General features: G+C 50.3%; 18 protein-coding genes. 10 read left to right on the top strand and 8 right to left on the bottom strand.

The features are described from left to right. Positions 1 to 28 precede the first annotated feature (28 nt). Entirely contained in the window at positions 29 to 934 is a 906-nt protein-coding gene (locus tag TY10_RS14335) for a helix-turn-helix transcriptional regulator (RefSeq protein WP_042164635.1), read from the bottom strand. A 165-nt stretch (positions 935 to 1,099) separates the two neighbouring features. Between TY10_RS14335 and TY10_RS14330 the strand changes: the two genes are divergently transcribed. Continuing rightward, positions 1,100 to 2,104: a glycoside hydrolase family 130 protein gene (locus TY10_RS14330; RefSeq protein WP_042164633.1), complete on the top strand. Its 1,005-nt coding sequence runs from the start codon at positions 1,100 to 1,102 to the stop codon at positions 2,102 to 2,104. Between the two features lie 186 nt (positions 2,105 to 2,290). After that, positions 2,291 to 9,904, top strand: coding sequence for a discoidin domain-containing protein (locus TY10_RS31025; RefSeq protein WP_202903189.1), 7,614 nt, complete (start codon positions 2,291 to 2,293; stop codon positions 9,902 to 9,904). A gap of 812 nt (positions 9,905 to 10,716) precedes the next feature. On the opposite strand, the gene TY10_RS14315 is transcribed toward TY10_RS31025, so the two are convergent. Genes TY10_RS14315 through TY10_RS14305 form a run of 3 tightly spaced genes read right to left on the bottom strand, consistent with a single transcriptional unit; the run spans position 10,717 to position 13,569 of the window. Beyond that, positions 10,717 to 11,514 (bottom strand): ABC transporter ATP-binding protein, encoded by a 798-nt coding sequence (locus tag TY10_RS14315; RefSeq protein ID WP_042164630.1) that lies wholly within the window; start codon positions 11,512 to 11,514, stop codon positions 10,717 to 10,719. Between the two features lie 28 nt (positions 11,515 to 11,542). Then, complete coding sequence (locus tag TY10_RS14310) at positions 11,543 to 12,586, bottom strand: FecCD family ABC transporter permease (RefSeq protein ID WP_042164628.1); 1,044 nt, start codon at positions 12,584 to 12,586, stop codon at positions 11,543 to 11,545. Continuing rightward, on the bottom strand, positions 12,583 to 13,569 hold the full coding sequence (locus TY10_RS14305) for a FecCD family ABC transporter permease (RefSeq protein ID WP_042164840.1): 987 nt from the start codon (positions 13,567 to 13,569) through the stop codon (positions 12,583 to 12,585). The genes TY10_RS14310 and TY10_RS14305 overlap by 4 nt, the downstream gene beginning before the upstream one ends. A gap of 177 nt (positions 13,570 to 13,746) precedes the next feature. On the opposite strand from TY10_RS14305, the gene TY10_RS14300 reads away from it, so the two are divergent. Next, on the top strand, positions 13,747 to 14,748 hold the full coding sequence (locus TY10_RS14300) for an ABC transporter substrate-binding protein (RefSeq protein ID WP_042164625.1): 1,002 nt from the start codon (positions 13,747 to 13,749) through the stop codon (positions 14,746 to 14,748). Between the two features lie 91 nt (positions 14,749 to 14,839). Here the strand turns inward: TY10_RS14300 and TY10_RS14295 are convergent, their stop codons facing one another. Both TY10_RS14295 and TY10_RS14290 read right to left on the bottom strand, forming a co-directional pair. Then, entirely contained in the window at positions 14,840 to 15,928 is a 1,089-nt protein-coding gene (locus TY10_RS14295) for a copper resistance D family protein (RefSeq protein WP_052350549.1), read from the bottom strand. Further along, positions 15,925 to 16,539, bottom strand: coding sequence for a copper resistance CopC family protein (locus TY10_RS14290; RefSeq protein ID WP_052350548.1), 615 nt, complete (start codon positions 16,537 to 16,539; stop codon positions 15,925 to 15,927). Before TY10_RS14290 ends, TY10_RS14295 begins: the two co-directional genes overlap by 4 nt. A 244-nt stretch (positions 16,540 to 16,783) precedes the next feature. Between TY10_RS14290 and TY10_RS14285 the strand changes: the two genes are divergently transcribed. Next, positions 16,784 to 18,163 (top strand): hemolysin family protein, encoded by a 1,380-nt coding sequence (locus TY10_RS14285; protein WP_081735281.1) that lies wholly within the window; start codon positions 16,784 to 16,786, stop codon positions 18,161 to 18,163. Between the two features lie 148 nt (positions 18,164 to 18,311). On the opposite strand, the gene mnmA is transcribed toward TY10_RS14285, so the two are convergent. Next, entirely contained in the window at positions 18,312 to 19,451 is a 1,140-nt protein-coding gene (gene mnmA / locus TY10_RS14280) for a tRNA 2-thiouridine(34) synthase MnmA (RefSeq protein ID WP_042164623.1), read from the bottom strand. Between the two features lie 239 nt (positions 19,452 to 19,690). Between mnmA and cymR the strand changes: the two genes are divergently transcribed. The 5 genes from cymR (at position 19,691) to TY10_RS14255 (ending at position 23,253) form a co-directional block, all read left to right on the top strand. Next, on the top strand, positions 19,691 to 20,110 hold the full coding sequence (gene cymR / locus TY10_RS14275; RefSeq protein WP_042164620.1) for a cysteine metabolism transcriptional regulator CymR: 420 nt from the start codon (positions 19,691 to 19,693) through the stop codon (positions 20,108 to 20,110). Positions 20,111 to 20,128: 18 nt separating this feature from the next. Next, the gene (locus tag TY10_RS14270; protein WP_042164618.1) at positions 20,129 to 21,283 is read left to right on the top strand and encodes a cysteine desulfurase family protein; all 1,155 of its coding nucleotides are present in this window, start codon (positions 20,129 to 20,131) and stop codon (positions 21,281 to 21,283) included. Between the two features lie 18 nt (positions 21,284 to 21,301). Continuing rightward, a complete protein-coding gene (locus tag TY10_RS14265) occupies positions 21,302 to 21,847 on the top strand; it encodes a PRC-barrel domain-containing protein (RefSeq protein WP_052350547.1) in 546 nt (181 codons plus the stop codon). Between the two features lie 3 nt (positions 21,848 to 21,850). Continuing rightward, positions 21,851 to 22,048 carry a hypothetical protein gene (locus tag TY10_RS14260; RefSeq protein WP_042164616.1) on the top strand — a complete coding sequence of 66 codons (198 nt, stop codon included), beginning with the start codon at positions 21,851 to 21,853 and terminating at the stop codon, positions 22,046 to 22,048. Between the two features lie 230 nt (positions 22,049 to 22,278). Further along, positions 22,279 to 23,253, top strand: coding sequence for a quinone oxidoreductase family protein (locus TY10_RS14255; RefSeq protein ID WP_042164614.1), 975 nt, complete (start codon positions 22,279 to 22,281; stop codon positions 23,251 to 23,253). Positions 23,254 to 23,367: 114 nt separating this feature from the next. On the opposite strand, the gene TY10_RS14250 is transcribed toward TY10_RS14255, so the two are convergent. Beyond that, positions 23,368 to 23,751: a winged helix-turn-helix transcriptional regulator gene (locus tag TY10_RS14250; RefSeq protein ID WP_042164612.1), complete on the bottom strand. Its 384-nt coding sequence runs from the start codon at positions 23,749 to 23,751 to the stop codon at positions 23,368 to 23,370. 419 nt (positions 23,752 to 24,170) lie between these two features. Here TY10_RS14250 and TY10_RS14245 point away from each other — a divergent pair, with 419 nt between their 5' ends. Further along, positions 24,171 to 25,241, top strand: a complete 1,071-nt coding sequence (locus tag TY10_RS14245; protein ID WP_042164825.1) for an AI-2E family transporter — start codon at positions 24,171 to 24,173, stop codon at positions 25,239 to 25,241. Positions 25,242 to 25,550 lie beyond the last annotated feature (309 nt).

The raw sequence follows: 25,550 nt of genomic DNA, 5'->3' as shown, positions 1-25,550 counted from the left end.
ACAGGTCGTTTTTTCGTGTATGGAGAGCTTATCTTTTTTTTGCTCGATACTGAAGCGGGGTCATGCCTATGCAGGTTTTGAACACTTTGCAGAAGTAAGGAGCCGATGCGAATCCGGTCGCCTCTGCAATGTCTTTGGCGGTGAGAGCGCTGGCGGACAGCAGATGCTTGGCGTGAGAGAGGCGGCTTTCTTGGAGCTTCTCCTTGAATGATTTGTTGTAATACAGCTGCATAATACGCTCCAGCTGCCGGACGCTTACGCCAATCAGCCCCGCAAGCTCGGCAGGAGTCAGCATCAGGTGGCTGTCTTTGAAATAATTGTCGGCAATAAATCGCCGTCTGTCGTCCAGTATTTTTCGCGGAAAATAATAGCTGGCCGCCCGATCCCCATCGGCGAAGTTGCGGATGGCATGGATAATAATCTGGGATGCCAGACTCTGAATATAAGCGTAGTAGCCGAGCTTACGGCTGGACACCTCTGCGAATAGATGCTCGAACAGAGGAATCGTTTCGAACGCGTCGCGGCCAAACCAGAAGTGAGTATTTCGCAGCGTTTCCAGCATTTCTTCCACTTCAGTTTCTATGTAGTCATCATTTTTCTTCTTCCTCCGGCCGGTTACCTCAAGCTCGAAGTTAATACAGTATTCACACATCGGGTCTACATCGTCTGCCTGCTGTTCATGGTATATATCGGGGCCGGTTAGGTAGAAGACTCCGGGTTCAATAGGAAATTGCTGATCGGATACGCGAAGCACGCCACGCCCGCTCGGAATAAAGTGCAGCTCATAGCTGCTATGGCTGTGGTTCTTGAAATGCCAGGCCGGTATAGCCGGCTCGAAATTGATATAAAGAATATTAAACCGGATATGACCGATAGATACCTTAATGTCCAGATCCATATGGCGTATCGGTTCATGCCTTTGCGAGTGTTCCATCTGAATGACCTCCGAATGTAATCATTCTGCAAGGGGAGGATAAATCCTTCTACTTTTACGACATTATTGTACGATAATGGCCGTCATGTCTATTTCTTTAAATCTTTATGCGGCGTATGCTAGGCGTAGCAGTGGATTGACAGCTATTAAAGGAGGGTATCAGTTATGAAATTTACACGTTGTGAGGCGAATCCGGTTGTTGTTCCAGGGGAAGCCGGAATCAGGCAAGTGGCTACATTTAATCCGGGTGTTATTTACGATCAAGGGAAGTTCCGGATGTATGACAGAGCCGCAAGCTCTTTAACACCGTTCCAGACCAGCATCGGTCTGCTGGAAAGCGATGACGGCATTCATTTCACCCCGGTTCAGGAGGAAGCGGTTTTTACAGGTGAAATGCTCGGTTTTCCTGGAGGAAGCGTGGAGGATGCGAGGGTCGTCAAGATAGACGGTTTGTATTACATGTGTTATGCGCTGCAGCCGTATGCGTTCGACTGCTGGCCGACAGGCATCGCTGTTCCTAATTACTTTCCCGAGCATTATCCGGAATGGGCAAGCAATGGGGTGAAGCCGATGCTGACGCGTTCCGGCATTGCCGTATCGGAGGACGGAATTCATTTCAAGCAGCTGTGCTATACGACGCCGCCGGAGATTGATGATCGTGATAACGCCCTGTTTCCTGAGAAGATAAACGGGAAGTTTGCCCTTCTGCGCAGACCGATGGAATATGTGGGGGAAGCCTATGGAACGGACAGGCCGGGTATGTGGATTTCCTACTCCGATGATTTAATGGAATGGTCTGAGCCTAAGCTGCTGGCTGTCGCGCAGGAAGCGTGGGAGGGAGCTAAGATTGGCGCTGCGGCTACGCCTCTTCGGACGGAAAAGGGCTGGCTCGTGTTGTACCATGGCGTGGATGGCTCGTCGATCTACCGCGTTGGCGCTCTTCTGCTCGATTTGGACAATCCGGAAATCGTCATCGGGCGAACGAAGCAGTTCATTATGGAGCCGGAGGAATATTATGAGAAAACCGGACTTGTTATCCCTAACGTCGTCTTCCCGACAGCCAATCTCATCATAGATGATATTCTGCACGTTTATTATGGCTGCTGTGATACCTCGATCGGATTGGCAACCGTTCCGGTCAACGAGCTTTTGGACTTTATTTTAGGCTAATAGACAAGGAAATACAGGAAGAGGCAGTGCGGGCAGGCATTGCCTCTTTATTCGCACAAGCAAAGCATTAAAAAAGTGGATGTAATTATAGATTACTACCCTTACGATAGCGTGTCCGCAAGACTACAATTGAAAATGTAAGCGTTTGCTTTAAGGGTAAATACAAGGATGGAAGGGGAAAAAATAATGTTACGTTCATGGAAGCAGGCAGCTCATGCCAGCAAAAAAACATTCTACACCATGTTATGCGCCGGTTTGGTGCTAACGACAGTAGGGCTGCCTTCAGCAGCCGCAGATCCGCTGCCTAGTGAAGGCCGCGTCATTCACGTTGCGAAGGATGGCAGCAATAATAATCCGGGTACGGAAGCGGAGCCTTACTTAACGATTAATTATGCGGCGGAGGAAGCGCAGCCCGGCGATACCGTCGTTGTACATGCCGGACTATACCGGGAGACGGTAAAGCCGGCTCGTGGAGGAACGGATGAAGAGCATCGGATCGTATACACGAACGCTGGAGACGGCGAGGTCGTCATTAAAGGCTCGGAGGAAATCAACGACTGGGTGCCATATAGCGGAGATGTGTGGCAGGTTGCTTTGCCCAATAGCTTCTTCGGGGATTATAATCCTTTCGCAACAAGACATCCGCAAGGCGGAGAAGGCGGCTTCTTCCCGGTATATACGGCTGGTGATGTGTATTTGAACGATCAAGCTTGTTATCAGAAAGGTTCCTTGAGCAATGTCCTGGGTGCAGGGAATACGTGGTACGCGGAAGTATCCGGCGGGAATACGACGATCTACGCGAACTTTGATGGAGCCGATCCGAATCAGAAGCTGGCGGAAATTAATGTGCGCAGGCAAGTATTCGCACCGGATGCCTGGGGACTAGGCTACATAACGGTTGACGGCTTTACAGTTAAGCATGCCGCCAATACGTATTCCGACTTTCCGGGATCTCCTTCCAGACGCCAAGCAGGTGCAATCAGTGTTAACGGCGGCTTGAAGTGGATTATTCAGAACAATATCGTCATTAATGCGCGTACAATTGCCATTGATATTGGTCTGGGCAGCGATGAATGGGCAGGCAACCGTCCGGGTGTAACACGTACGAATTTCAGGGAAACGGACAAGTACGGCTCCCATGTTGTCCGCAACAACTACATCGCGAAGTCAGGACAGTCAGGCATTGCCGGTGTGTTCTCATGGAATTCCGATATTATGTACAACAGGATCGAGGATACGAACTACCGTGGTGAATTCAGCGGTGCGGAGACGGCTCCGATCAAGGTGCATTACATGAACGAAGGGCTGATAAAAGGCAATTATATTAAAAACTCCAAGGGCGGCAACTCCGCCGGCATCTGGACGGACTGGGGCAATCAGAACGTGCGGGTTACCGGCAACATTGTAATGAACACGCCTTGGGGCTACTACGCAGAAGCGGTTCATGGCCCTATACTTGTAGACAATAACGTGTTTATCGGCAACAGCGATATTCGGATGCTGGACGCAACAGGCGTCGTGTATGCGAACAATCTGTTCATCGATAACGGCAATATCAACGTTGACGGCGGAGGAAGGGAAAATTACTATTTTCAGCCCGGTACGATGAATGAGACGAATGCGATGAACACCGTACAAAAATTCCATTGGTACAACAATCTGGTGCAAGGCTCTGTACTGCCGTCCGATGCTGCGAATAAAACGCATGTGAAGGAGGACAACTTCACGAATGTAATCTCCGATGTGGCGTACACGACGACCAATGATGCGATGAGCATCAGCTTCAATCTGAACGCTGCGGGGATGAACGGTCTGGATATTGTGACGCAGGCGCGGGTGGGTGTCATACCGAATGCGAATGAGAGCATTGCGGCGGATGTTGCCACTGACTTTTTTGGTAACGCTTTCCCGGCAGGAAGTGTAAAGGCTGGTCCGTTCGCGAATGTGCAAAATGGTGCTAACCAATTCGTGCTGTGGCCGCCGCAAGGGCAGACAGTGCCATCCCCGCCGGCTCAGCCAACCGACGTGCCGCTCAATTTATCGTTAGGCGCGAATACAGCGGCAGTTGCGTCCTATGAGGACAGCAATCTGACTGCCGACAAAGCTATTGACGGCAACGGCTCGTCCCGCTGGTCGAGTGATCACAGCAACGACAATAACGCATGGATCTATGTCGATCTTGGAGCTAAATATAACGTTTCGAAAGCCGTGCTTTCTTGGGAAGCGGCTTATGCCAGAGAATATTTTATCCAGATTTCCGATGATGGACAGAGCTGGACGGATGTGTACCATACGACAAGCGGCGCAGGCGGCAACGAATCGGTTACGATCCGGCAAAACGCAAGATTTGTCCGGATGCAGGGCGTCGTACCGAGCACGCCTTACGGATATTCGCTGTACGAGTTCGAAGTGTATGGCACTCCAATTCAGCCGGATGTGCCTGTGAACGTGGCATTGAACAAGGCGCCTTCTGCTTATACGGCATCTTCGCAGTCCAATGATGGAAGCGGGGAGCAGAACAGCCAGCCGGACAAGGACCGCTCCGCCTTCCGGGCGTTTGACGGCAATACAGGTACGCGCTGGGGCTCAAACGGCGGAGACGATAATTGGCTTCAGGTAGACCTGGGCCAGCCGCATATCATCGACCGAATCGTACTTGCCTGGGAAGCAGCATACGCAGCGCAATATAAGGTTCAAGTTTCCGATGACGGCAGCATCTGGACGGATGTATACGTACATGATGATGCTTCGCCTTCAGGCGATCATGTGGACGACATCGAGCTTCAACAGTCCGCAACAGGACGTTTCGTCCGTATGCAGGGTGTAACCTCGGCAACGCAGTGGGGACTTTCATTGTATGAATTTGAAGTATACGGCAAGGTCAAGCCAGCCGATACAGCGCCTCAGTGGCCAGTAACGGCAGCGCTGGAGCTGACGGGTTTAACGGCGGAATCGGCGTCTCTCCAATGGCCAGCCGCAATAGATAACGGGACGGTATCTGGCTACAACGTATATCTGGGAAGTACTCTCGTCGCTTCGCTTGCTGCTGGTGTACGCAGCTATACGGCTGCGGGGCTGAACGCGGGCAGCACGTATACAATCAAAGTAACGGCGATTGATGAGAATGGGAACGAAAGCGGGGGACTGATAAAGACCTTTACAACGTCGGGCAATCCGGCGACGAAAGCACTTTCGACAACGTATCCTCGCAACTATGGGGACTGGGAAGAAGGGCTGCTGGCTGGTGACGGCAAGCAGGGCATTATCGTATTTGGCAATCCGCGGGAAGAAACCGTCGTTTTTAACGACCGGGATTTCTTCATGGCGAGATTGGAAGCGAATCCGCATCGCACTTTTAATAGTGTAAGCGAAGCGGATATTCAAGAAATAAGAGATTTGCTTATTTCCGGCCGTTATCAGCAGGCGAATCAGCTTGCGGCTGATGTGCAAGGCTACCGGGGAGGCGGAGAAGGAAGCAAGCATCCGGGTTATAAAATGACGATCACGATGCCGGACAGCGGCCCGATTTCGAATTACGTCCGCTCGACGGATTATTCAGACGGCGTCGTCTCCGTCAACTGGACAGACGGCAAGGGGGATTGGGAGCGCAAGTCGTTCGTGTCGAGACCAGACGGAATGACGGTGCAATATTTGCCTGCTCCAAGCGGCGAGACGCTGGAGGTTAAGCTGGGTCTCAGCATTGATCCCGGCATGAATTTGTTGAATAAAGGGGTAACGTACGAGAACCATTCCTCGGTCGATTTCCTCAACTTGCGGGCGAAATACGCTAACGGTACCTACAACGCGGGTTACGAAGGCGTCACACGCATCGTGACAGACGGCCAGAAGACGCTGGACGGCGATGCGGTGTCCGTAACAGGGGCGACCTACGTTCTGCTGTTGTCCCTTACCCAGCGCTATGACGGAACGTTCGAAGGCGGCCTGCCGGCTGAACAGGAATGGAATCAGGGGCCTCTTCAAGGCCAGCTGTCGGATGTGGCTGATGATTATGCAACGCTGCTCAGCCGGCATACCGCCATGCACAGTGAAATCTTCGATCGCGTTTTGATCGATTTTGGAGCAAGCGAGGGGGACCGATCCAAATCTAACGAAGAGCTGCTCGCCATGCAGAAGGCATCAACGACGCCTATTCCGGCTTTGTTCGAGCGGATGTTCTATTCGGGCCGTTATCATTTGCTCGGATCAAGCAGCGCTACGGCCGCGCCTGACTTACTTGGTAACTGGACGGGCGACAGCAACGTAGGCTGGGACGGCTATTATCACCTCGACGCCAATCTCAATTTGCAAATATCTGGCGGCAATATCGGTAATATGCCGGAGGCGATGGAAGGGTACTACTATCTTAATCATCAATGGCAGGAAGATTTCCGCACCAACGCGCAGAAGCTTCTCGGAACAAGGGGCATGCTTACAGGCGGCAATACGCCAAACGGAGAGGGACTGATCTCGAATATTAATTTCGAATATCCGTACCAGTATGTGACCGGCGGTGAATCCTGGCTGCTCTATCCGTTCTGGGAGCACTATCAGGTTACGGGAGATACCGCCTTCCTAGCCGACCAATATTACCCGCTCATCCGGGATATGGGCGACTTTTACGAGGATTTCCTGGTCGAGAAGGATAGCAACGGCCATTATATTTTCGCAGGCTCTATTTCACCTGAGAATAGGCCGGCCGGCGGCGTACCGCTTTCGGTCAATTCAGTCTATGATATCTCCGGCGCGCGCTTTGCTCTGGAGACGCTGATTGAGACAAGCACCCTCCTTGGACGGGACGAGGAGAAGATACCGGTCTGGCAAGAGCTGCTCGATCATTTGCCGCCTTATCTGGTTAATGACGATGGAGCGTTTGCCGAATGGGCATGGCCGGATCTGATGAACAAAAACAACTATCACCATCGCCATTCAAGCGCCATGATGCCGGTCTGGCCCTATCGTGAAGTCACACCAGAGACAAACAGGGAGCTGTACGATGCTGCGAGAGTATCATTGCAGAAAAAAGACGGCGGTAATTATGAGAATGCCGGGCATGGACTGCTTCACAGCGCTCTGGCAGCGGCGAACTTGAACAATGCGGATTCAGTCAATGCCAAGCTCGTACGGTTCGCCAAAGACGATTATTACTATTCCAGTCTGTCGACGTCGCACTACAATAACCATGGCACATTCGCTACGGACGTCGTCAACTCCGTTCCAACGATTATGATGGAAATGCTCGCTATTTCCGATAGAGGCACATTGGAGCTGCTGCCCGCTTTGCCTAAATCGTTAACGAGAGGCTCTATTTCCGGCATGCTCGCGAGAGGGCAAGTGACGATCAATGAGCTCCAGTGGGACATGGATAACTTGACGGTCGACGTCGAGCTGACGTCTGCCATCGACCAGAATCTGACGCTGATTCAGCGCGCGGGCATCGAGGAAATCGTCAGTGAGGATGTGACGATTGCAGGCTCGCCGCTTGGCAGCATTGCACGCGTTATACCGCTTCAAGCGAATAAGAAGGCGGTAATCCGCCTCAAACTGAAGGATGCGTCCAAGATTAACCTTGCCTTAGGCAAAACCGCTAGCGCTCTCTCGGAATCGAATACTCAGCAAAGCGCAGCACATGCTTTCGATGGCGATCCAGCTACACGCTGGGCTGCGGGCGGGAGCGCAGACAACTGGCTTCAAGTGGACTTGGGCAGCATCTATGCACTGAACGAAGTGAACCTGCAATGGGAGGCTTCGTATGCCAAGGCGTACAAGCTTCAAGTCTCGATGGATGGATTGCATTGGACGGATGTGTATGAACAAGAAAATTCATCTGGCGGTACGGAGAAAATCTTGATAGATGCACTTGGCCGCTACGTTCGGATGCAAGGGTTAGCGAAATCCGGGCAATGGGGATATTCGATTTACGAGATGGAGATTTACGGTCAAGAAGCGCCAAACCTTGCGCTTGGCAAGCTTGCACAGGCACTATCCGCATCGAATGCGCAGCAGACGGCTGCTATGGCCTTCGATGGCGAGTCGTCTACCCGATGGAGCGCTGGCGAGTCGGCGGACAACTGGCTGCAGGTGGATTTGGAACAAATCTATCACGTCTTCCGGGTTCAGATTGACTGGGAAGACTCGTATGCCAAAGGGTATAAGCTTCAAGTTTCTTCTGACGGCCAGCAATGGACGGATGCCTTTGTCGAAAGCAACAGCAATGGCGGTACGGACATTATCGATCTGAATGAGGATGCAAGATATATCCGGATGCAAGGTACAGTGAAGTCTGGGCAATGGGGATATTCGATTTACGAAATGAAAGTTTTCGGGATGGTGGTCTCAGAGCAAGGTCCAAGCGCAGCAAGTGTTGCGGGGGGGATAACGGCTCTGCAAGCGCCGGCCAGAGGCGAGACGAGCTTGGTGCTGCCCGTCGTTCCGGCAGGATATTCGGTAGCGATCAAAAGCACGGATAAGCCGGCTATTCTCGGTCTGGATGGACGATTGTCGCCGTCTTTATCGGCAACCGAAGTGACGGTTGTACTGACCATAACGAGACTATCAGACGGAAGCACGGCGGATACGAGTGCGCTGAAGGTCATCGTGCCTGGAACGGCTGCTTCTGGTAATGGAAACGGTGGTACGGGGGGCAATAGCAGTGGAGGCGGAAGCGGAGGTGGAGGTGCTCAGTCAAATTATGTCTTGACAGTGTCTTCTGCGGAGCTGCTGCAATCGGTAAAAGACGGCAATGTCATCTTGCCGGTCGCGGGGAGCATCCGACAGGTTGTCCTTCCTCTGGAAGCGGTGGAGCTGCCGGCGAACAGCCGAATTGTGATCCGCTCGCAAAACTATGAACTTGAGCTGCCAGCGGCGCTCGTAAAGCAGTTGAGGGAGAAGGCTGCTGCGTCGGGTTTGTCAGAGGGCAAGCTGACTATAGGCATTCAGCCGATATCGGATACGGCGCTGCAATCGATGTTGAAAGCGGGCGAGCGGACGCGGGTGACATCAGCGGGTACCGCGTATGAGTTTAGTCTCTTTTTCGCAGGAAGCGACAGTAAAACGATAAAAGCGGATCATGCAGATGAACCTATTATTGTGCGCTTGAAGACGAGCGGCGGGAATGCAGTTAATCCTAAGCTTGCGGGCATCTTTCGTCTGGATGGCAATGCCAAGCCAAGCTATGTTGGCGGGGCAGAGAAGGGGGGCCAATGGCAGAGTGAAGCCAATGCGTTCGGCATATATGGAGTAATTGAAATGGTATGGAGCTTCATGGATGTGCCATCCGGTCACTGGGCAGAGAGCGTCATTCAAGAGCTTGCAGCGAAGCAGATCGTCAATGGAATGAGTGACGTATCATTCGAACCTAATCGGGCATTAACCCGTGCCGAATTCGTCTCCCTGCTAGTGCGTGCATTGAAGCTTACCGAAGTTGAATCCGGTCAAGCGGCATTCGCTGACGTGGCGGAGAACGCATGGTATGCAGAAGCTGTAGGGATAGCGGCAAACACTGGAATCGTTGCGGGCATGAGCGGCAATACATTTGCTCCGAATGCCCAAATTACGCGCGAGGAAATGGTCACCATGCTTATACGAGCCTATCAAGCGGCGCAAGGAGCAAGTCAGGCTGCTAACGGGAAAGAGATAGCGTTTGAAGATGAGAGTGAGGCTTCCAGTTGGGCAGTTGAGTATATTAATCAGGCTGCTGAGCTTGGACTGGTTAAAGGACGGAGTACAGGTATGTTCGATCCTAAAGGTATCTCCACGCGTGCGGAATCCGCACAGATCATTTACAATTTGTTGAACAAATAACGCGCGTATTGTAACTTGGTAAGTTAATGTAATAGAAAGAAGGACAGACCCGCGGGTCTGTCCTTCTTTATTGGAATAACCAATATGGACTAAACTCTGGCTAATGGATTCCAGTAACTTTCTTACCAAGCAGCTTAATCTTAATGGATGAATACTCGGACTGATTTGGCATGTATAGACGACGCTCTGACTGATCTGCTAAGCATAAATGCACTGAGAAGGGAGGACCTAAGCCAAATGTTAGACAAGCATATTATAAATGTGGATAGACTCCCTCCCTATAGTGCCTATCAGAATGCCTATCAGATGAGGTATCACCCTACCGACGCTAGTTTCTACTTGGCAAATGAGAAACAAAATGCAAAAGTGCAGGCTGATACGCCTTAAAAGCTCCAAAAAGGCATTCAAAATGCAAAAGTGCATCTGAAATCCTGAGATTTGACTCTATAGGGGCTTTTTCAGCCAATCAAACTGCATATTTGCATTTTGAGGCTATAAATCGCTGAAAAAGCAGCTTACAACCTGTATTTTTACATTTTGATTAGAAAAAAGCTGTGAGCTGCATGTTTTTGACTGTGCGGTGCGAGTAGGGAGAGCGGACCGGGGCTATGAAGTAGTGTTTAATAAATAGGTTTTAGGGGAAGCGGAGCGTATTGAGTTCTTACTGACTTTTCGATGATTCGATCCATTACTCATCGTGAAAACGATGGGGCAGTGGAATCAAGAACGGCAGCAAGAACCAATACGCGCAGCGAACCTGTGCATAGTGTTAAACACATCAAAGGACAGACCCTAGAGTCTGCCCTTTTTATTTATTGCCTCACTAATTTCTTCCGGCCATGCGGCACAATCATCGGCGTATCGTACAGCGGATCGGGAATAACCTCGCATTTGAGCCGGAAGACCGATTCGATCATCGCTGCATCGACAATGTCCCCCGGGGCTCCCTGAGCGGCAATTGCGCCGTCTTTGACCGCTACGATATGGTCGGCATAGCGGCAAGCCAGATTAATATCGTGAAGCACCATGACGATAGTGCGGTTGTCGCGCTCGTTCATTTCCTGCAGCAGATCAAGCACTTCAATCTGATGCGTCATATCCAGATAAGTGGTAGGCTCATCCAGCAAAATAATGCCCGTCTGCTGCGCCAGTGTCATCGCGATCCACGCCCGCTGGCGCTGACCGCCGGAGAGCGAATCGACCGAGCGTTCAGCCATGCTGGCCATGTCCGTCGCTTGAAGCGCCTCGCGCACGCTGCGCTCGTCTTCCTTGGACCATTGCTGCAGCCAGCTTTGGTAAGGATAGCGGCCTTGCTTGACAAGCTGAAGCACAGTAAGTCCCTCTGGCGCCACGGGGCCTTGAGGAAGAAGCGAGAGCTGTTTCGCTGCAGCTTTGGGCGCCATTGCCAGCAAGTCCTGTCCGTCCAATGTAATGGAGCCTTGGGTCGGCTTGAGAAGCCGGGCCAGCGAGCGGAGCAGCGTTGATTTGCCGCAGCCGTTGCTGCCGATCAGCACCGTTACCTTGCCTTCGGGTATCGTAAGATTCAAGTTTTCAAAAATGTGGTTTCCCCCGTAGGAAAGCGCCATTTCTTTCGCTTCAAGCAAGCTCATTGCACTTTACCTCCTGCTAGTCTCATTCTCATTGGTTACGATGACGGTATAACAGATATAAGAAGAACGGCGCGCCGATAATTGCGGTGAATACACCTGCCGGAATATCAAGCGGGGTAAACAGCGTCCGCGCTGCCAAGTCTGATAGTAATACGAGTAAGGCGCCGATCATCGCGCTAACCGGCAGCAGTCCTCCGAAGGAGGAGCCAACCAGCTTGCGGGCGATATGCGGAGCTATAAGTCCGACAAAGGCGATAGCACCGCCAATGGCAACGGCCGCACCGGCAAGCGATACGCTGAGGATCAGCAGCAGCAGCCGATGCCGCTGTACGCTGGCTCCAGCGCTTCCGGCGACTTCATCGCCCAGCGACTGAATATTGACGTGCCGGGACATGAGCCATGTCAGCGGCAACAGCACGATGAGCCAAGGAAGCAGTGTAAAGACGTCCTTTTCCCAAGAAGCGCCGTAAATGCTGCCGGTCATAAACGTTAAAGCCCGGTCTGCCATGAAGAAGGGGCCGGAGATCAGCAGCATGTAGGAGATCGATTTAAATGCGGCCGACAGACCGGTTCCGATCAGCACCATGCGCAGCGGCGAAGCGCCGTCCTTCCACGAAAGCACATAGAGCAGGAAGGTTACGGCAAACGCGCCGATAATAGCGGCCAGAGGCATCCATTGAATGGAAAGCTTTTCGTTGAAAAAAAACATAAACAGCACAGTGCCAAGTGAAGCGCCTTCCGTAATGCCCGCGACATCAGGCGAGGCGAGCGGGTTGCGGATCAGTCCTTGAAGCACAGCGCCGGCTGATGCGAGCGCAGCTCCTACTAATAAAGCAATGATGATCCGAGGCAGCCGGAGCTTGAGCACAATGACATCATGCATCGGATTTCCATACCCGAAGATCGATTTGACAACGTCGAGCGGAGCGATGAATTTGCTGCCGATACCAGTGCTCAGGACAGCGGCTGCAGCGCATAGCACTAGCAATACAAGCGTTATTAAGACTGTTTTTCGCTCAAGCAGCAGACTCAGCTTCGGTTTGTTCGTACGGATCGTACTATATTTGCTCATGATGCTTTCCGTCCTTTCCGGGCGATATAGACGAAGAATGGCACGCCTAGGACAGCTGTCATGACGCCAACCGGAACCTCTTTAGGCATTGCTATGTAGCGGGAGCCGATATCGGAGGCGACGAGCAACACAGCTCCAAGAACGGCGCTGTAGGGAATGACCCAACGATAATCACTGCCGATTAGAAAACGTACAATATGCGGAATGATGATACCGATAAAAGCGATTGGACCGGCTACTGCGACTGAAGCGCCCGCCAGCAGGATAACAGCGACTGAAGCCAGTCCTTTGACCATAGCGGTCCGTTGGCCGAGCGTTTTGGCAATATCGTCGCCCATGCCAAGCAAGTTAAGCTGCCGGGAAAGCGCTAGTGCGATAATAAGGCCGACAGCCATATAAGGAAGCACGCCTTGCAGCATCGCCATATTGCGGCCTGCAACCGAGCCGACGAGCCAGACGAGCACCTGATCGAACATTTTGCCGCTAGACAGCATGAAGCCTTGCGTCAGCGATGCGAAAAATGCTGAGATCGATGCGCCTGCCAGCGTGATTTTAACCGGGGTCATACCATCGCGTCCGATGCTTCCCAGCACAAAAACAATTGCGCCGCTGATAGCCGCGCCGAGCAGTGCGAATAAAGCCAGCGGCTGCATGCCGGACAAGCCGAGCCATCCGGAAGCGATAACTACCATAAAAGAAGCGCCTGCATTGACGCCGAACAAACTTGGGGAAGCAATAGGATTGCGGGTTATAACTTGCATGACCGCTCCTGCCACCGCAAGACAAGCGCCAACCGCACCGGCAATAAGGGCCCGTGGAAGTCTTGTGGTCTGGATAACAAGGTGCTGCTGCAAGGAGGCATCATAATGGAGGAATGAGTCCATAACCTGAGAGAGTGGAATATCCGTTGTGCCAAAAGCAATGCTGCAAACGATCGCTGCACCTAACAGTAGAATCGAAAGTAGTAGTCCAAATAATCGCATAGTAGATGTAGCCGACCTTTCCATTTGCTATAAACCTTCTATAAAGCAGTGTAGAGGAATGGCCTCCCCCTGTCAACGAGTATGATAATCGTTCTCAAAAAATTCATTGACTTCTAGCTCGTCCCTCTATATAGTGTTTCATTGAGAATAATAATCAGCAGGGGGAGCAAAAACATAATGAATAATTGGTTGGGCAAGAAGTCGGTTGGATTAGTGATTTGCGCACTGGTATTGGCAATAATTGCAACGGGTTGTGGGGCAAAAGCAAACAACTCTACTAATAAGAATGAAGCAGCAGGAAATTCGGAGCAGGCTTCTGGCGAGACTCGCGTTATCAAGCATGCGATGGGCGAGACTGAAATTAAAGGTACACCAAAGCGTGTCGTCGTTCTGACGAATGAAGGTACGGAAGCTGTTCTGGCGCTTGGCATCAAGCCAGTAGGTGCAGTTCAATCTTTTACAGGCAATCCATGGTATGATCATATTGCTTCCGAGATGGAAGGCGTGGAAGTGCTGGGTAAAGAAGGCCAGCCGAACGTTGAGCTGATTGCCGGTCTCCAGCCGGATCTGATTATCGCGAACAAAATGCGCCATGAGAAAATCTACGACCAGTTGAAAGCGATCGCTCCAACGGTAGAATCCGAGACGCTTCGCGGCGAATGGAAAAACAACTTCAAGCTGTATGCAGAAGCGCTTAACAAAACAGCGGAAGGCGACAAGCTGCTGGCTGACTTCGATGCCCGTATCGACGATTTCAAAGCGCAAGCCGGCGACAAGCTGAAAGAAACAATCTCGTTCGTACGCTTCATGGGCGGCAAAACCCGCGTGTATCAACTGGATACGTTCTCTGGTATTATTGCAAGCCAAATTGGTCTTGCCCGCAACGAAATGACGCTGAACACGAAAGAAACGTTTGCCGATGAAATTACGAAAGAGCGCCTTCCGGAAGTCGATGCTCACCGCATTATCTACTTCACTTATGAGACAGGCGACGGCAAAGGCAATGAGCAAGAGAAGGAATGGACGAATGACCCGCTCTGGACAGGTCTTAGCGCTGTCAAAGAAAAACGCGCTTACCGTGTTAACGATGCTATCTGGAACACGGCTGGCGGCATTAAAGCAGCGAACCTGATGCTCACTGAGCTGGCTGAAATCTACGACATTAAATTGAAAAACTAATTATAGCTCTCTAATAGAAAAAGGCTGTGGAAAGCAGATTCATCTGCTTGTTCCACAGCCTTTTTGTTTGCCTCAAGCCGTTTACTGGCTGTTAGGCAGATAAGCCAAACATGAGAGCGAAATAACCAAATACCGAAGCGAGCAATCCCATAGCGGATGCCGCTAAGAGTCGGTTGCTGCGGTACATAAGGAAAAACCCGGCAATCATAATGAATGCGGCAGCGAGCATTAATAGGCTCGCAAGATTTGGATGCAGCCCAAGAACCAGATCCGGGGTGTAGCTGTCCCGGTAGATCGAAGTAAATAAGGGCGAAGGCGACACTGATTGCAGCGTATCTTTTACATTATGCGGCGGCGTTTGCTGACCGAGAATGCCTGTCACAATAAATACGAGCAGCGCCGCTGCGCTTTCCGCTTTCAGCCATGGCCGCGGATTAAAGCCGCTGCTCTTCTTAATCATAGAGCGGTAACCGAACCCGTTCGTGAACGCAAATAATACAAGCGGAAGCAGCAGTAAATGCTTGATGAGCAATAACTGGCCGTAGGGCAGCATCCAAGAAGAGACATATTGTGGTGTGGTGAACCCCATGAGCATAATGCCGGCAATGACTGCGATTAAGAAGCAGCCAATAGCGACCGGCGAGAACCAGCCGAGAAATGATTCCCAATGGTGCTCATTCCGCGAGAACCATCCTGCTATCAGCAAGATGCCGATCCAGACCGCAACAGCTATAAAATGAGCGGAGTGGACGATCAGACCTTTTGTGCCATATAGCGTTGATGCATGACTGGCATACCCCAGCCAAATGGAAAGCAGCAGCGTGATGAACAATCCGACCTTGGGCATATGCTTGTCATTGCGGAATGACGGGAGCGCCAGCAGCACGGTTAGGCCAAGCGAGGCAACCAGTGTCCAAATCCATGCTTTTCCGGCTTTAATATCAATCAGAATGCTCTTGATCATCGTGCCGTAAGGCGTTTCAAACTCTTTGGCAAACAGTAATGCCGATTGATGAATCGGTACAAAGGAAAGCAGCGGAATTGCAATGACGCAGGCCAGAAGCAACCCGTTAGGCACGGTGATATCAGGACGCCGGCTCTCTAGAACGAGACGAATGATGAACGTGCCCATTAGTATAGCAAAGCAAAGATAAAGAAGCGCCTCGCTGACATAGGTCATCCTTTGCGCCTCCGCGAGATGAGAATTGCTGCTACCAAAGCGATAACTGTAATGACGACGGCAACAACGAGAATCGGTCCAAGCGCCATATCACTGTTTTGCGTAGTGGAGGTATTTCCGTTATTGGATGCTTGATCGGGAACCGCTGGCGCCTCTGTTGGCGTTACGGCTGGTGCCTCAGCAGGGTCGGTTGTTGGCACAGGCGTCGCCTCCGGTGTTGCAGTAGCAGGAGCTTCTTCCGCTGGCGTATCGACAGTAAAGGAGTAATCGCCAGATATGGTATGGCCGTCAGCGCCCATGATTGTCCATTTGACCGTATAGCTGCCGTTAACAAGCTTTTCAGGCAAATCGCCGCTCATCGTATTTCCGTCTACAACGGACTTGCCTGTCTTCACTTCTTCAGCGGCTTCGTTGAGCAATTTAAATTTGCTGAGCTTTTCAATTTTTGTATTGAAAGTCATTGTAATTTCGTTTGGTGAAACTTTGACGGTCTCTCCGTCCGCCGGAACGGCGCTGTCCAGCTTGGAGTGCGCCAAAGCGGCGGAGGGGAACAGGATAAGTAAAGCTGCCAGAAGTACAACTATGTTGCTTGCCATCATTTTTAAACGCATGTGAATTTCCTCCCAAAAGGCTAGTCATAATCGAATTTGATAGCATTATAACAGAAAGAAGGAGGCCGCGAACGGCAAAAAAGGGGCAATTAATTGCGGCTTTATGAACATTGTTCAAGGAATTGCAAAAAACGAAGGGATTTGCAAACATTTGCCGCATATTGCGCCAGGCGGGCTGAATACACTGAATTACTGCGGCAATTATACCGCCAAATACGGCTTGTAAAAGGAGTGTAAGGAATCGTTGGGCGATCCTTTACCGATCATCTGGCAGCTGGCGCTTATCGTGGTGTTGGTATTTATGAATGGTTTTTTTGTAGCGGCGGAGTTTGCGATGGTGAAGGTGCGGGGCAGCCGGATCGATACGCTCGCTTCTGAAGGCCATTCGCGGGCAAAGCTTGCCGCACATTTGACAGCAAACCTGGACGCTTATTTGTCTGCTTGCCAGCTCGGCATTACGCTTGCCTCGCTGGGGCTTGGCTGGATTGGCGAGCCAGCGATCAAGGACTTGATCGAGCCTTGGTTTCATGCGCTCGGTTTCCGCAATGCCGTGCTCGTTCATGGCGTTTCCTTTGCGATAGCGTTTCTCTTCATTACGATTTTGCATATTGTGCTGGGCGAGCTGGCGCCCAAGACGGTTGCGATCCGCAAGGCAGAGAAGGTGACGCTCCTGACTGCGCTGCCGCTCGTTTATTTTTACAAGCTGATGTATCCGTTTATTTGGGTGCTGAACGGGCTGGCCGGGTGGCTGCTGCAACGGTTTGGACTGGAGCCTGCCTCTGAGCTTGCATCCGCCCATACAGAGGAAGAGATTCGGATTTTGATGAAAGAGAGTCATAAACGCGGTCTGATCGACAATACGGAGCTGACGCTGGTCGACAATATTTTCGAGTTTGCGGAAACGACGGCCAGGGAAATTATGATTCCCCGCACAGAGATGATCTGCCTCTATATGAAGCTGTCGTTGGAGGAAAATAAGACGATCGCGCTGGAGCATATGCGTACGCGCTACCCGGTATGCGAGCATGAGAAGGACAATATTATCGGATTTGTTCATATTAAAGATATGCTTAAGGATTCGGGCCATGCCCTCTCAGACATTCGTCAAATGATGAGGCCGGTCATGACGGTTCCCGAATCGATGCAGATCAGTAATCTGTTGAAGATGATGCAAAAGCGGAAGTCGCAGCTTGCTATTCTCATCGATGAATACGGGGGAACTTCTGGCCTAGTGACGCTGGAGGACATTATGGAGGAGATCGTCGGCGAAATTCAGGACGAATTTGATGAGGAACGGCCGGAGATCGAGAAGCGGGACGACTCCACGTATTCCATAAGCGGACTTATGCTGATTGAGGAAGTGAACAGCTACTTTGGACTGGATATCAATAGTGACGATTATGATACGATCGGCGGCTGGGTATATTCGCAGATCGAGAATCCGCCCCAGCGTGAGCAAAGGGTTAACTATGGGGAAGGCATCGTCTTTGTCATTGAAGAAACGGATCATTTGCGGATATCGCGGCTTAGAGTAGAGAAGACGGGTGGAGGGATCGGAGCAGGCAGGGATGGAAGCGATAGCGATCGGGGAAGGGGATATGGAAGAGTATTTCCAGACAAGTGATTGATTCAATGATTATAAATTACTCTATACTGTTGTACGAAAAAAAAGGACCTCTTCCCATTCGCCGGGAGTTCGAGGTCCTTTCTATTGAGAAGCAGGATGTTCCCGATAGGTTCAAACACATTGGGCTGCTATAAACTTGTGGAGGTTAAGCTTGTGCGACAGCTTGCTCGTAAACGGCTGCATCGATTTTGTGCACCTTGTCGATCGTGCCGCCGCCGAGGCAAATATCTCCGTCATAGAGTACGACAGCTTGTCCTGGCGTAATCGCTTTTTGAGGGCTGTCGAATACGACTGTCGCCTCGCCATCCTTCCCGAAGGTTACAGTGACGCCCTGATCCGGTTGACGATAGCGGAATTTTGCTGTACAGTGAAAGCTTTGTTCCGGCTGTACCGGCGCAATCCAATTGAAGCCGGTCGCTGTTAAACCAGTGGAGTACAGACTTGGATGATTTTCACCTTGAATGACGTACAAGATGTTGCGCTCCAAATCCTTGTCGGCGACAAACCATGGCTCGCCGTTGCCGGAGCCGCCAATGCCCAGACCTTGGCGCTGACCAAGCGTGTAATACATTAGCCCATCATGACGGCCCTTCACCTCGCCGCTGCGAATGTCGACCATCTCGCCGGGCTGAGCTGGAAGATAGCTGCCGAGGAAGGTTTTGAAGTTGCGCTCGCCGATAAAGCAGACGCCGGTGCTGTCTTTTTTCTTCGCCGTATACAGTCCAGCTTCTTCTGCAATTCGCCGAACCTCCGGCTTAGGCAGATGGCCGATCGGAAACATCGCTTTCGCCAGCTGGCGTTGACTGAGTGCGCTCAGGAAGTAGGTCTGATCCTTATTGCCGTCTACGCCGCGAAGCAGTGTCGTTTCACCGTCTGCCGTGCGCTCTACACGGGCGTAGTGGCCGGTAGCGAGATAATCTGCGCCAAGCTCGTTGGCCTTTTGCAGAAAATCGCCGAACTTGATTTCCCGGTTGCACATGACGTCCGGGTTTGGCGTACGTCCGCGTTTATATTCATCGAGAAAGTAGGTAAACACTTTATCGAAATATTGCTTTTCAAAGTTGACCGTGTAGTACGGAATGCCGATTTGGTCGCATACGCGGCGAACATCTTCTGCATCTTCCTCTGCCGTACAGTGGCCGAACTCATCGGTATCGTCCCAGTTTTTCATGAAAATGCCGATTACCTCGTAGCCTTGCTGCTTTAGCAGCAGCGCGGTAACGGACGAGTCCACACCGCCAGACATGCCAACGACGACTCTCGTATTTTTATTCGATTGCTCCATTATGTTGCACCGCCTTTATTTTGCAAACTTCCAGCAGGCTTCTTCGTATAAGAAGGAAACTAGCTTCGTTCCATTGTATCATAGAAGAAAAACTTTTTCATGGAAGCCCAAACCTTTTCTCGCATGTTCGCTGCCGAATATGTTAACATAGATGTGATATGGGAATACCATGATTTATAACATAAGATCAAGGAAACATTCACATAAGCTAGTAAATTAAACAAAGAGAGGTGCCTATTATGAAAATATCGACGAAAGGCCGTTACGGTCTAACGATTATGATGGAGCTGGCGGCTAAATACGGAGAAGGCCCGATTTCGCTCAAAAGCATTGCCGAGCGTAACCAGCTTTCCGAACACTATTTGGAGCAATTGGTAGCGCCTCTGCGTAATGCAGGTCAAGTGAAAAGTATTCGCGGCGCTTACGGCGGCTACATCCTGTCTAAAGAACCAGAGACGATTACAGCCGGAGATATTATTCGTATTTTGGAAGGGCCGATCTCGCCCGTTGATTTCACGGAAGAAGATGACCCGGCAAAACGTGACTTGTGGCTGCGTATCCGTGACAGCATTGCCGAGGTGCTTGATTCGACGACACTTGCCGATCTTGTAACATTTCAAGATGCAGGCAAAGTCGACAACTATATGTTCTACATTTAATGTAAGAAGGTATGCGATATGAAAAGCTATTATTTTGATCATGCGGCGACAACGCCCATGCATCCGGAAGTTGCCAGCGCCATGCTGACGATTATGCAAGGTTCTGGCGGCAATCCGTCGAGCATGCATGCTTTCGGCCGTGAAGCGAAGCTGCAAGTAAGCCGTGCCCGCGATACCATAGCGGCTGCTCTTGGCTGCAAGCCAACCGAGCTTGTATTTACGTCCGGCGGAACGGAAAGTGACAACGCCGCGGTTATCGGAGCAGCCATGGCGATGAGAAAACTCGGGAAAACCCACATTATTACATCAACTGCTGAGCATCATGCGGTTCTTCATACATGTGAATTTTTGAGCCGCGAAGGCTTCAGTGTCACTTACTTACCCGTCGACGGTACAGGTAAGGTGTCGCCGGAGGATGTTGCGGCTGCGATTACGCCGGAAACCGGTCTGATTACGATTATGCACGGGAACAATGAAGTAGGCACGCTGAATCCGATTGAGGCGATCGGAGCTGTTGCGAAAGCACAAGGCGTGCTTTTTCACGTTGATGCGGTACAATCCTTCGGGTTGCTGGATTATCGGCTGCAGCAGCTCCCCGTTGATTTCATGAGCTTTTCCGCTCATAAAATTAACGGCCCGCAAGGAGTAGGAGCGCTTTATATTGCGAACGGAACTCCGTTCGAGCCGATTGCGCATGGCGGATCACAGGAGCGAAAGCGGAGGCCGGGGACGGAAAACGTCGCAGGCATTGCCGGTTTCGCTAAAGCTGTTGACATTTGTGTGAACAATCGTGCGGAAAAGCAACTTTCGATGGACAAGCTTCGTAAGGAGTGGATAGAGCGGTTAAAAACCGCTCTGCCAGACGTTGAGATCGTCGTTAACGGCGATGAGAATAACTCCCTGCCGCATATTATCAATCTCAGCTTTATCGGGATTGATACAGAGACGATGTTAATGAGCCTCGATCTGGCAGGCATTGCTGCTTCTAGCGGCTCCGCCTGCACGTCGGGCGCACTGGAGCGGTCTCATGTGCTTCGCGCAATGAATTTGTCTGAAGAAAGATTGAATTCCGCTGTTCGATTTAGCTTCGGTTTGGGGAATACTGTGGAGGAACTGGAAGACGCTGCGAAAATCGTTGGAACGATTTCCGCGCGTGTCCGTACTAACGTCTAGGAGGCCTCCGAACGCAGCGTGATCAAACTTCAACAACTAATCGGACTTCCCGTCATCGTCATTCATTCTGGCAAACATGCTGGTGTGGTAAGGGATGCATGGTTTGATGAGCATTGGAAGCTGCTCGGACTCGTTCTCTCGAATGAGAAATGGTTCGGAACGGGCGTGCTGGTGGTACAATGGTCGAATGTGCTGACCTGCGGCGAGGACGCGGTGCTTATCTCTGGAGAAGAAGCGGTAAAGCCGGCAAAACCGGCTGAAATCCTTAGATCCTTCGATACCGGAGTCGTGAAATTGAAAGACTTGCCGGTCGTAACCGTTCAAGGCTTGCAGCTTGGGCGGGTGTCCGATGTTTATTTTTACCCGTTTCAGGGTACACAAATAGTAGGCTATGAGCTTACGGATGGTTTTATATCGGATCTGATGGAAGGGCGCAAATGGCTGAGAGCCCCGGAAGATCCGGAGGCCGTGCTGCTCGGGGAAGACGCGATTATTGTTCCTGCTGTCAGTGAAGCGGAATTGGAGCCTGTCGCAGCTTCCAATTCAGAATATAGGGAGAAATGAAAGATGATGAGATGTCCCAATTGCAATTCCAAAGATATTGGTAAAATCGGTTCCCATCAATTTTATTGCTGGGGCTGCTTCATTGAGCTGACAGTGAACGGTGAGAAAATGTCGGTCTACCAGGTGGAAGAGGATGGCACGCTAAGCTCCCTCGACGACTTGTTCTTCGAAGAGGAAATGCCGCAAATCCATGCCAATTAAAATTGCATATGCATGATGAAGCTACGCTCCCTGACTAGGGGGCGTTTTTTTGTTGCTAACTATTTATCCCTTTAGGCATCCAATTGTTACTTTTTCGTGTCTATATCACGGAAAAGTGGGTACTATTCAATGAACTTGTGCTGTCCCATAATAGGCTCTGTTGTCAGTCCTATATTGTTAATTCAACTGAGGGCCTAAAGGACAATAGTTCGTTTTATGGAGGGAACCAAATGAAGGCTCTGGTCGTTAAACAGTTCGGAGAAAACTCCGAAATGATCATTGAAACAAAGGATGCACCAATACCAAAGACAGGCGAAGCTTTGGTTAGAGTTCACGCTGCAGCATTAAACCCGCTTGATTTAACGGTCAAGGCTGGAAAACTGCCATTTGCTAAACAACCGCCCCTTATTCTTGGAAATGAAGGAGCAGGATTGATAGAAGTTTCCTCAAAATTTGCTGCAGGAACAAAAGTCATAATTCAAGGCGGATCGCTTGGTGTAAGCCAAGACGGTACTCACCAAGAATTAATTGCTGTTCCAGAGAATCAGCTAATTCCACTTCCGCAAAATTTCAGTTTTGAAGAAGGAGCAGCTTTGCCCGTCGCCTATTTAACTTCGTATTTAGCATTGGTTTATTCAGGTGAACTAAAAAAAGGAGAGTGGGTAGCTGTAGGAGGTGCGACAGGCTCTGTTGGTTATGCGTCCATTCAACTTGCCAAAGCGTTAGGAGCTAAACCTATTGCTATTGTTTCTTCGGACGAGAAAGTAAAACAAGCCTCATCCGCTAAGCCAGAAGCAATCATTAACCTTGCTCAGGAAGGAATTATAGAAGGGATTGATCGCATTACGAATGGCCAGGGAATTAATCTGGCAATTGACCCTGTAGGCAATGATGTAACCATTCAGTTGCTTCAATCTTTAACGCAAGATGGCCGGCTAGTTAGTGTTGGTTATGCTGCTGGAATGGAAATAGAGCTTAATTTAATGGATCTATTGGCAAAGTCCCGAAAGATTATTGGTTTTAGTATATATAACGTGCCTGAAGATATTACACAATCAGCACTGCAGCATATTGTACAGCTTGCTGAAGAGGGACAAATTCGTCCAATTGTCGATTCTTCCTATTCAATAGAACAATGGGACCAAGCCATTGCACGTCTCACTTCACGGAAAGCAATGGGAAAGATTGTTTTTAGATTGGACTAACTTTTAACGTTTATAATCAGCTTCCCAGTTATACTTTATGAATCAGATGCTCCATATCACCAAGTTAGCTCAGCTATTCATTCTGATGGTGAATGATTTGAGCTAACCGTTTTATTAGCTATTACTAGAAGATCTTGGAGAAACATCATGTTCTTTAGTTTTTATTGAGACTTCACCAGCGGGGTATCTATAATTCACATATTCATCCGCCCACTCACAGACTACTTTTAAGACATCCCTCAATGATGCACCATAATCCGTAAGGGAATATTCAACTTTTGGCGGAACTTGATTAAATACTTTTCTATTAATTAAGCCATCTGTTTCGAGTTCTTTTAATTGTTCGATCAGCATTTTTTGTGTAATGCCTGTAACTAAATGTTTTAACTCACCAGTTCGTGTCGGACCACTTGCTAAGTGATATATAATATGAGATTTCCATTTACCGCCGATGATATCTAAAACTACTTCAACTTGATTATTATATTCTTTTTTCATCGTGTACTCCTTTTACCGTCCCGTACTTTTGAATGTATTTGAACTATAGCATGAAAAGGTTCGCATGTTGTAATAGTTGAGGGGGATTGAAGAACGGCAGTATGAACCGAAATGCAACCACCCTAGGCTTTGAAGTAAGGTGGGTAAAAGTTCACAGCAAGCAAGGGTGAGCGGAGCGTTTCGAGTTCGTGCTGACTTTTTGCAGATTCAATCCATTTTCATCGTGAAAGCGATGGGGAAATTGGAATCAAGAACGGCAGCACGGACCGAAACGCGCAGCGACCCCGGCTGTTGCGAACGCTTTTCCACCCAGATGGATGAACCTCCCCGCTTGTACATATACTGTATCAGATGCGGCCCGCAGCCGTAATCGCGACTGTCCCCGGGAGGGGTATATGAAAGTGCGGGGGGTGCAGGCGATGGAACGGTTTACGAAAAGCCGTCTGTTCGTTTGGCTTGTTTACTTAATACTGGGATTGCTGGCCTTATACTTGCTGCTGCTCGTCAAACCGATCATTATTCACCTGTACGTATTTTTTAAAGCGATACTCGCGCCTTTTCTAATCGCCATGATCATTTCTTACGTCCTCAATCCAGTAGTGTCCATGCTGCATTCACGGAGAGTGCCGCGAACGATCGCTGTATTGCTGATCTACGCCGTTTTTTGTGCGGGACTGGCCGTCGTGCTGGTGAACGTCATTCCGATGTTCGTTGAGCAGGTGCAGGAGCTTAACCATCATGTGCCGGATTTGACGATGCGGGCACAGAACCTCGTCACAGATATGAACAATTCATCTTTCCTGCCGGAGAGCTTCCGGGATGGTATTAATAAATCGCTGGTCCATATGGAGAAAAAGCTATCCGAAACGCTGATCCATTTCGTCAATAACATCGGCTCGGTCGTCAGTGCCCTGTTCATCGCGTTCATTATTCCTTTTCTAGCTTTCTACATATTAAAGGATTTTGATGTGTTCGAGCGGACGGTCATTACGTATGTGCCCAAAGCTCACCGTAAAAATGCAGTCAGACTGCTAAAGGATATCGACTCTGCGCTTGGCAGCTATATTCGGGGACAATTTATCGTCTGCGGCATCGTCGGTATTTTGGCCTATATCGGCTATGTGATAATTGATTTGCCATATCCGCTGCTGCTTGCGGCTATCGTGGCAGTCACAAATATCATTCCGTACCTGGGGCCGTTTTTCGGAGCAGCTCCGGCACTGCTTGTGGCGTCTACCGTATCCGTCAAGCTGGTCATTCTGGTTGCGGTCATTAACGTCATCTGCCAAATTCTCGAGAGCAACGTCGTTTCGCCGCAGGTTGTGGGGAGAACGCTCCATATGCACCCGCTTTCAATCATCTTCGCATTGCTTGTGGGAGGCGAGATTGCGGGCATCGTCGGGATGATTTTGGCGGTGCCGATCTTCGCCGCTTTGAAGGTAGTCGTTCAGCATATGTTCGCGTACTATGTGCGCAGAAAGATTATTTGACAGCGGCCATAACGGCCGATATACTTTATACAAACGTTGATGAAAAAGAAGTAAGCCGCAGCCCGTCAACTAGAGAGAGAGCTTCTTCGCCTGACAAGGCGATGGCTGAGAAAGCTCTTATGGCGAAGAACGGCCGAAGCTAATTTCGGAGTGTGAACAAACTTCACCGGGTGGATCCGTTAACGTCCGCATAAGGCGATTGCTCATAGGCCCATTTGCACAACAGATTGCAAATCCGGCAGAGCGATAACCAGGGTGGTACCGCGATCGTGAATTCGTCCCTGTCTCTGACAGGGGCTTTTTTATGTT

The sequence above is a fragment of the Paenibacillus gorillae genome, assembly GCF_000513275.1.
Taxonomy (GTDB): domain Bacteria; phylum Bacillota; class Bacilli; order Paenibacillales; family Paenibacillaceae; genus Pristimantibacillus; species Pristimantibacillus gorillae.
This window is presented reverse-complemented; position numbering and strand designations above follow the sequence as displayed.

Coding starts and splice junctions, on each gene's coding strand:
- TY10_RS14335 (WP_042164635.1), bottom strand. CDS start 934: ATGGAACACTCGCAAAGGCATGAACCGATACGCCATATGGATCTGGAC.
- TY10_RS14330 (WP_042164633.1), top strand. CDS start 1,100: ATGAAATTTACACGTTGTGAGGCGAATCCGGTTGTTGTTCCAGGGGAA.
- TY10_RS31025 (WP_202903189.1), top strand. CDS start 2,291: ATGTTACGTTCATGGAAGCAGGCAGCTCATGCCAGCAAAAAAACATTC.
- TY10_RS14315 (WP_042164630.1), bottom strand. CDS start 11,514: ATGAGCTTGCTTGAAGCGAAAGAAATGGCGCTTTCCTACGGGGGAAAC.
- TY10_RS14310 (WP_042164628.1), bottom strand. CDS start 12,586: ATGAGCAAATATAGTACGATCCGTACGAACAAACCGAAGCTGAGTCTG.
- TY10_RS14305 (WP_042164840.1), bottom strand. CDS start 13,569: ATGCGATTATTTGGACTACTACTTTCGATTCTACTGTTAGGTGCAGCG.
- TY10_RS14300 (WP_042164625.1), top strand. CDS start 13,747: ATGAATAATTGGTTGGGCAAGAAGTCGGTTGGATTAGTGATTTGCGCA.
- TY10_RS14295 (WP_052350549.1), bottom strand. CDS start 15,928: ATGACCTATGTCAGCGAGGCGCTTCTTTATCTTTGCTTTGCTATACTA.
- TY10_RS14290 (WP_052350548.1), bottom strand. CDS start 16,539: ATGCGTTTAAAAATGATGGCAAGCAACATAGTTGTACTTCTGGCAGCT.
- mnmA (WP_042164623.1), bottom strand. CDS start 19,451: ATGGAGCAATCGAATAAAAATACGAGAGTCGTCGTTGGCATGTCTGGC.
- cymR (WP_042164620.1), top strand. CDS start 19,691: ATGAAAATATCGACGAAAGGCCGTTACGGTCTAACGATTATGATGGAG.
- TY10_RS14270 (WP_042164618.1), top strand. CDS start 20,129: ATGAAAAGCTATTATTTTGATCATGCGGCGACAACGCCCATGCATCCG.
- TY10_RS14260 (WP_042164616.1), top strand. CDS start 21,851: ATGATGAGATGTCCCAATTGCAATTCCAAAGATATTGGTAAAATCGGT.
- TY10_RS14255 (WP_042164614.1), top strand. CDS start 22,279: ATGAAGGCTCTGGTCGTTAAACAGTTCGGAGAAAACTCCGAAATGATC.
- TY10_RS14250 (WP_042164612.1), bottom strand. CDS start 23,751: ATGAAAAAAGAATATAATAATCAAGTTGAAGTAGTTTTAGATATCATC.
- TY10_RS14245 (WP_042164825.1), top strand. CDS start 24,171: ATGGAACGGTTTACGAAAAGCCGTCTGTTCGTTTGGCTTGTTTACTTA.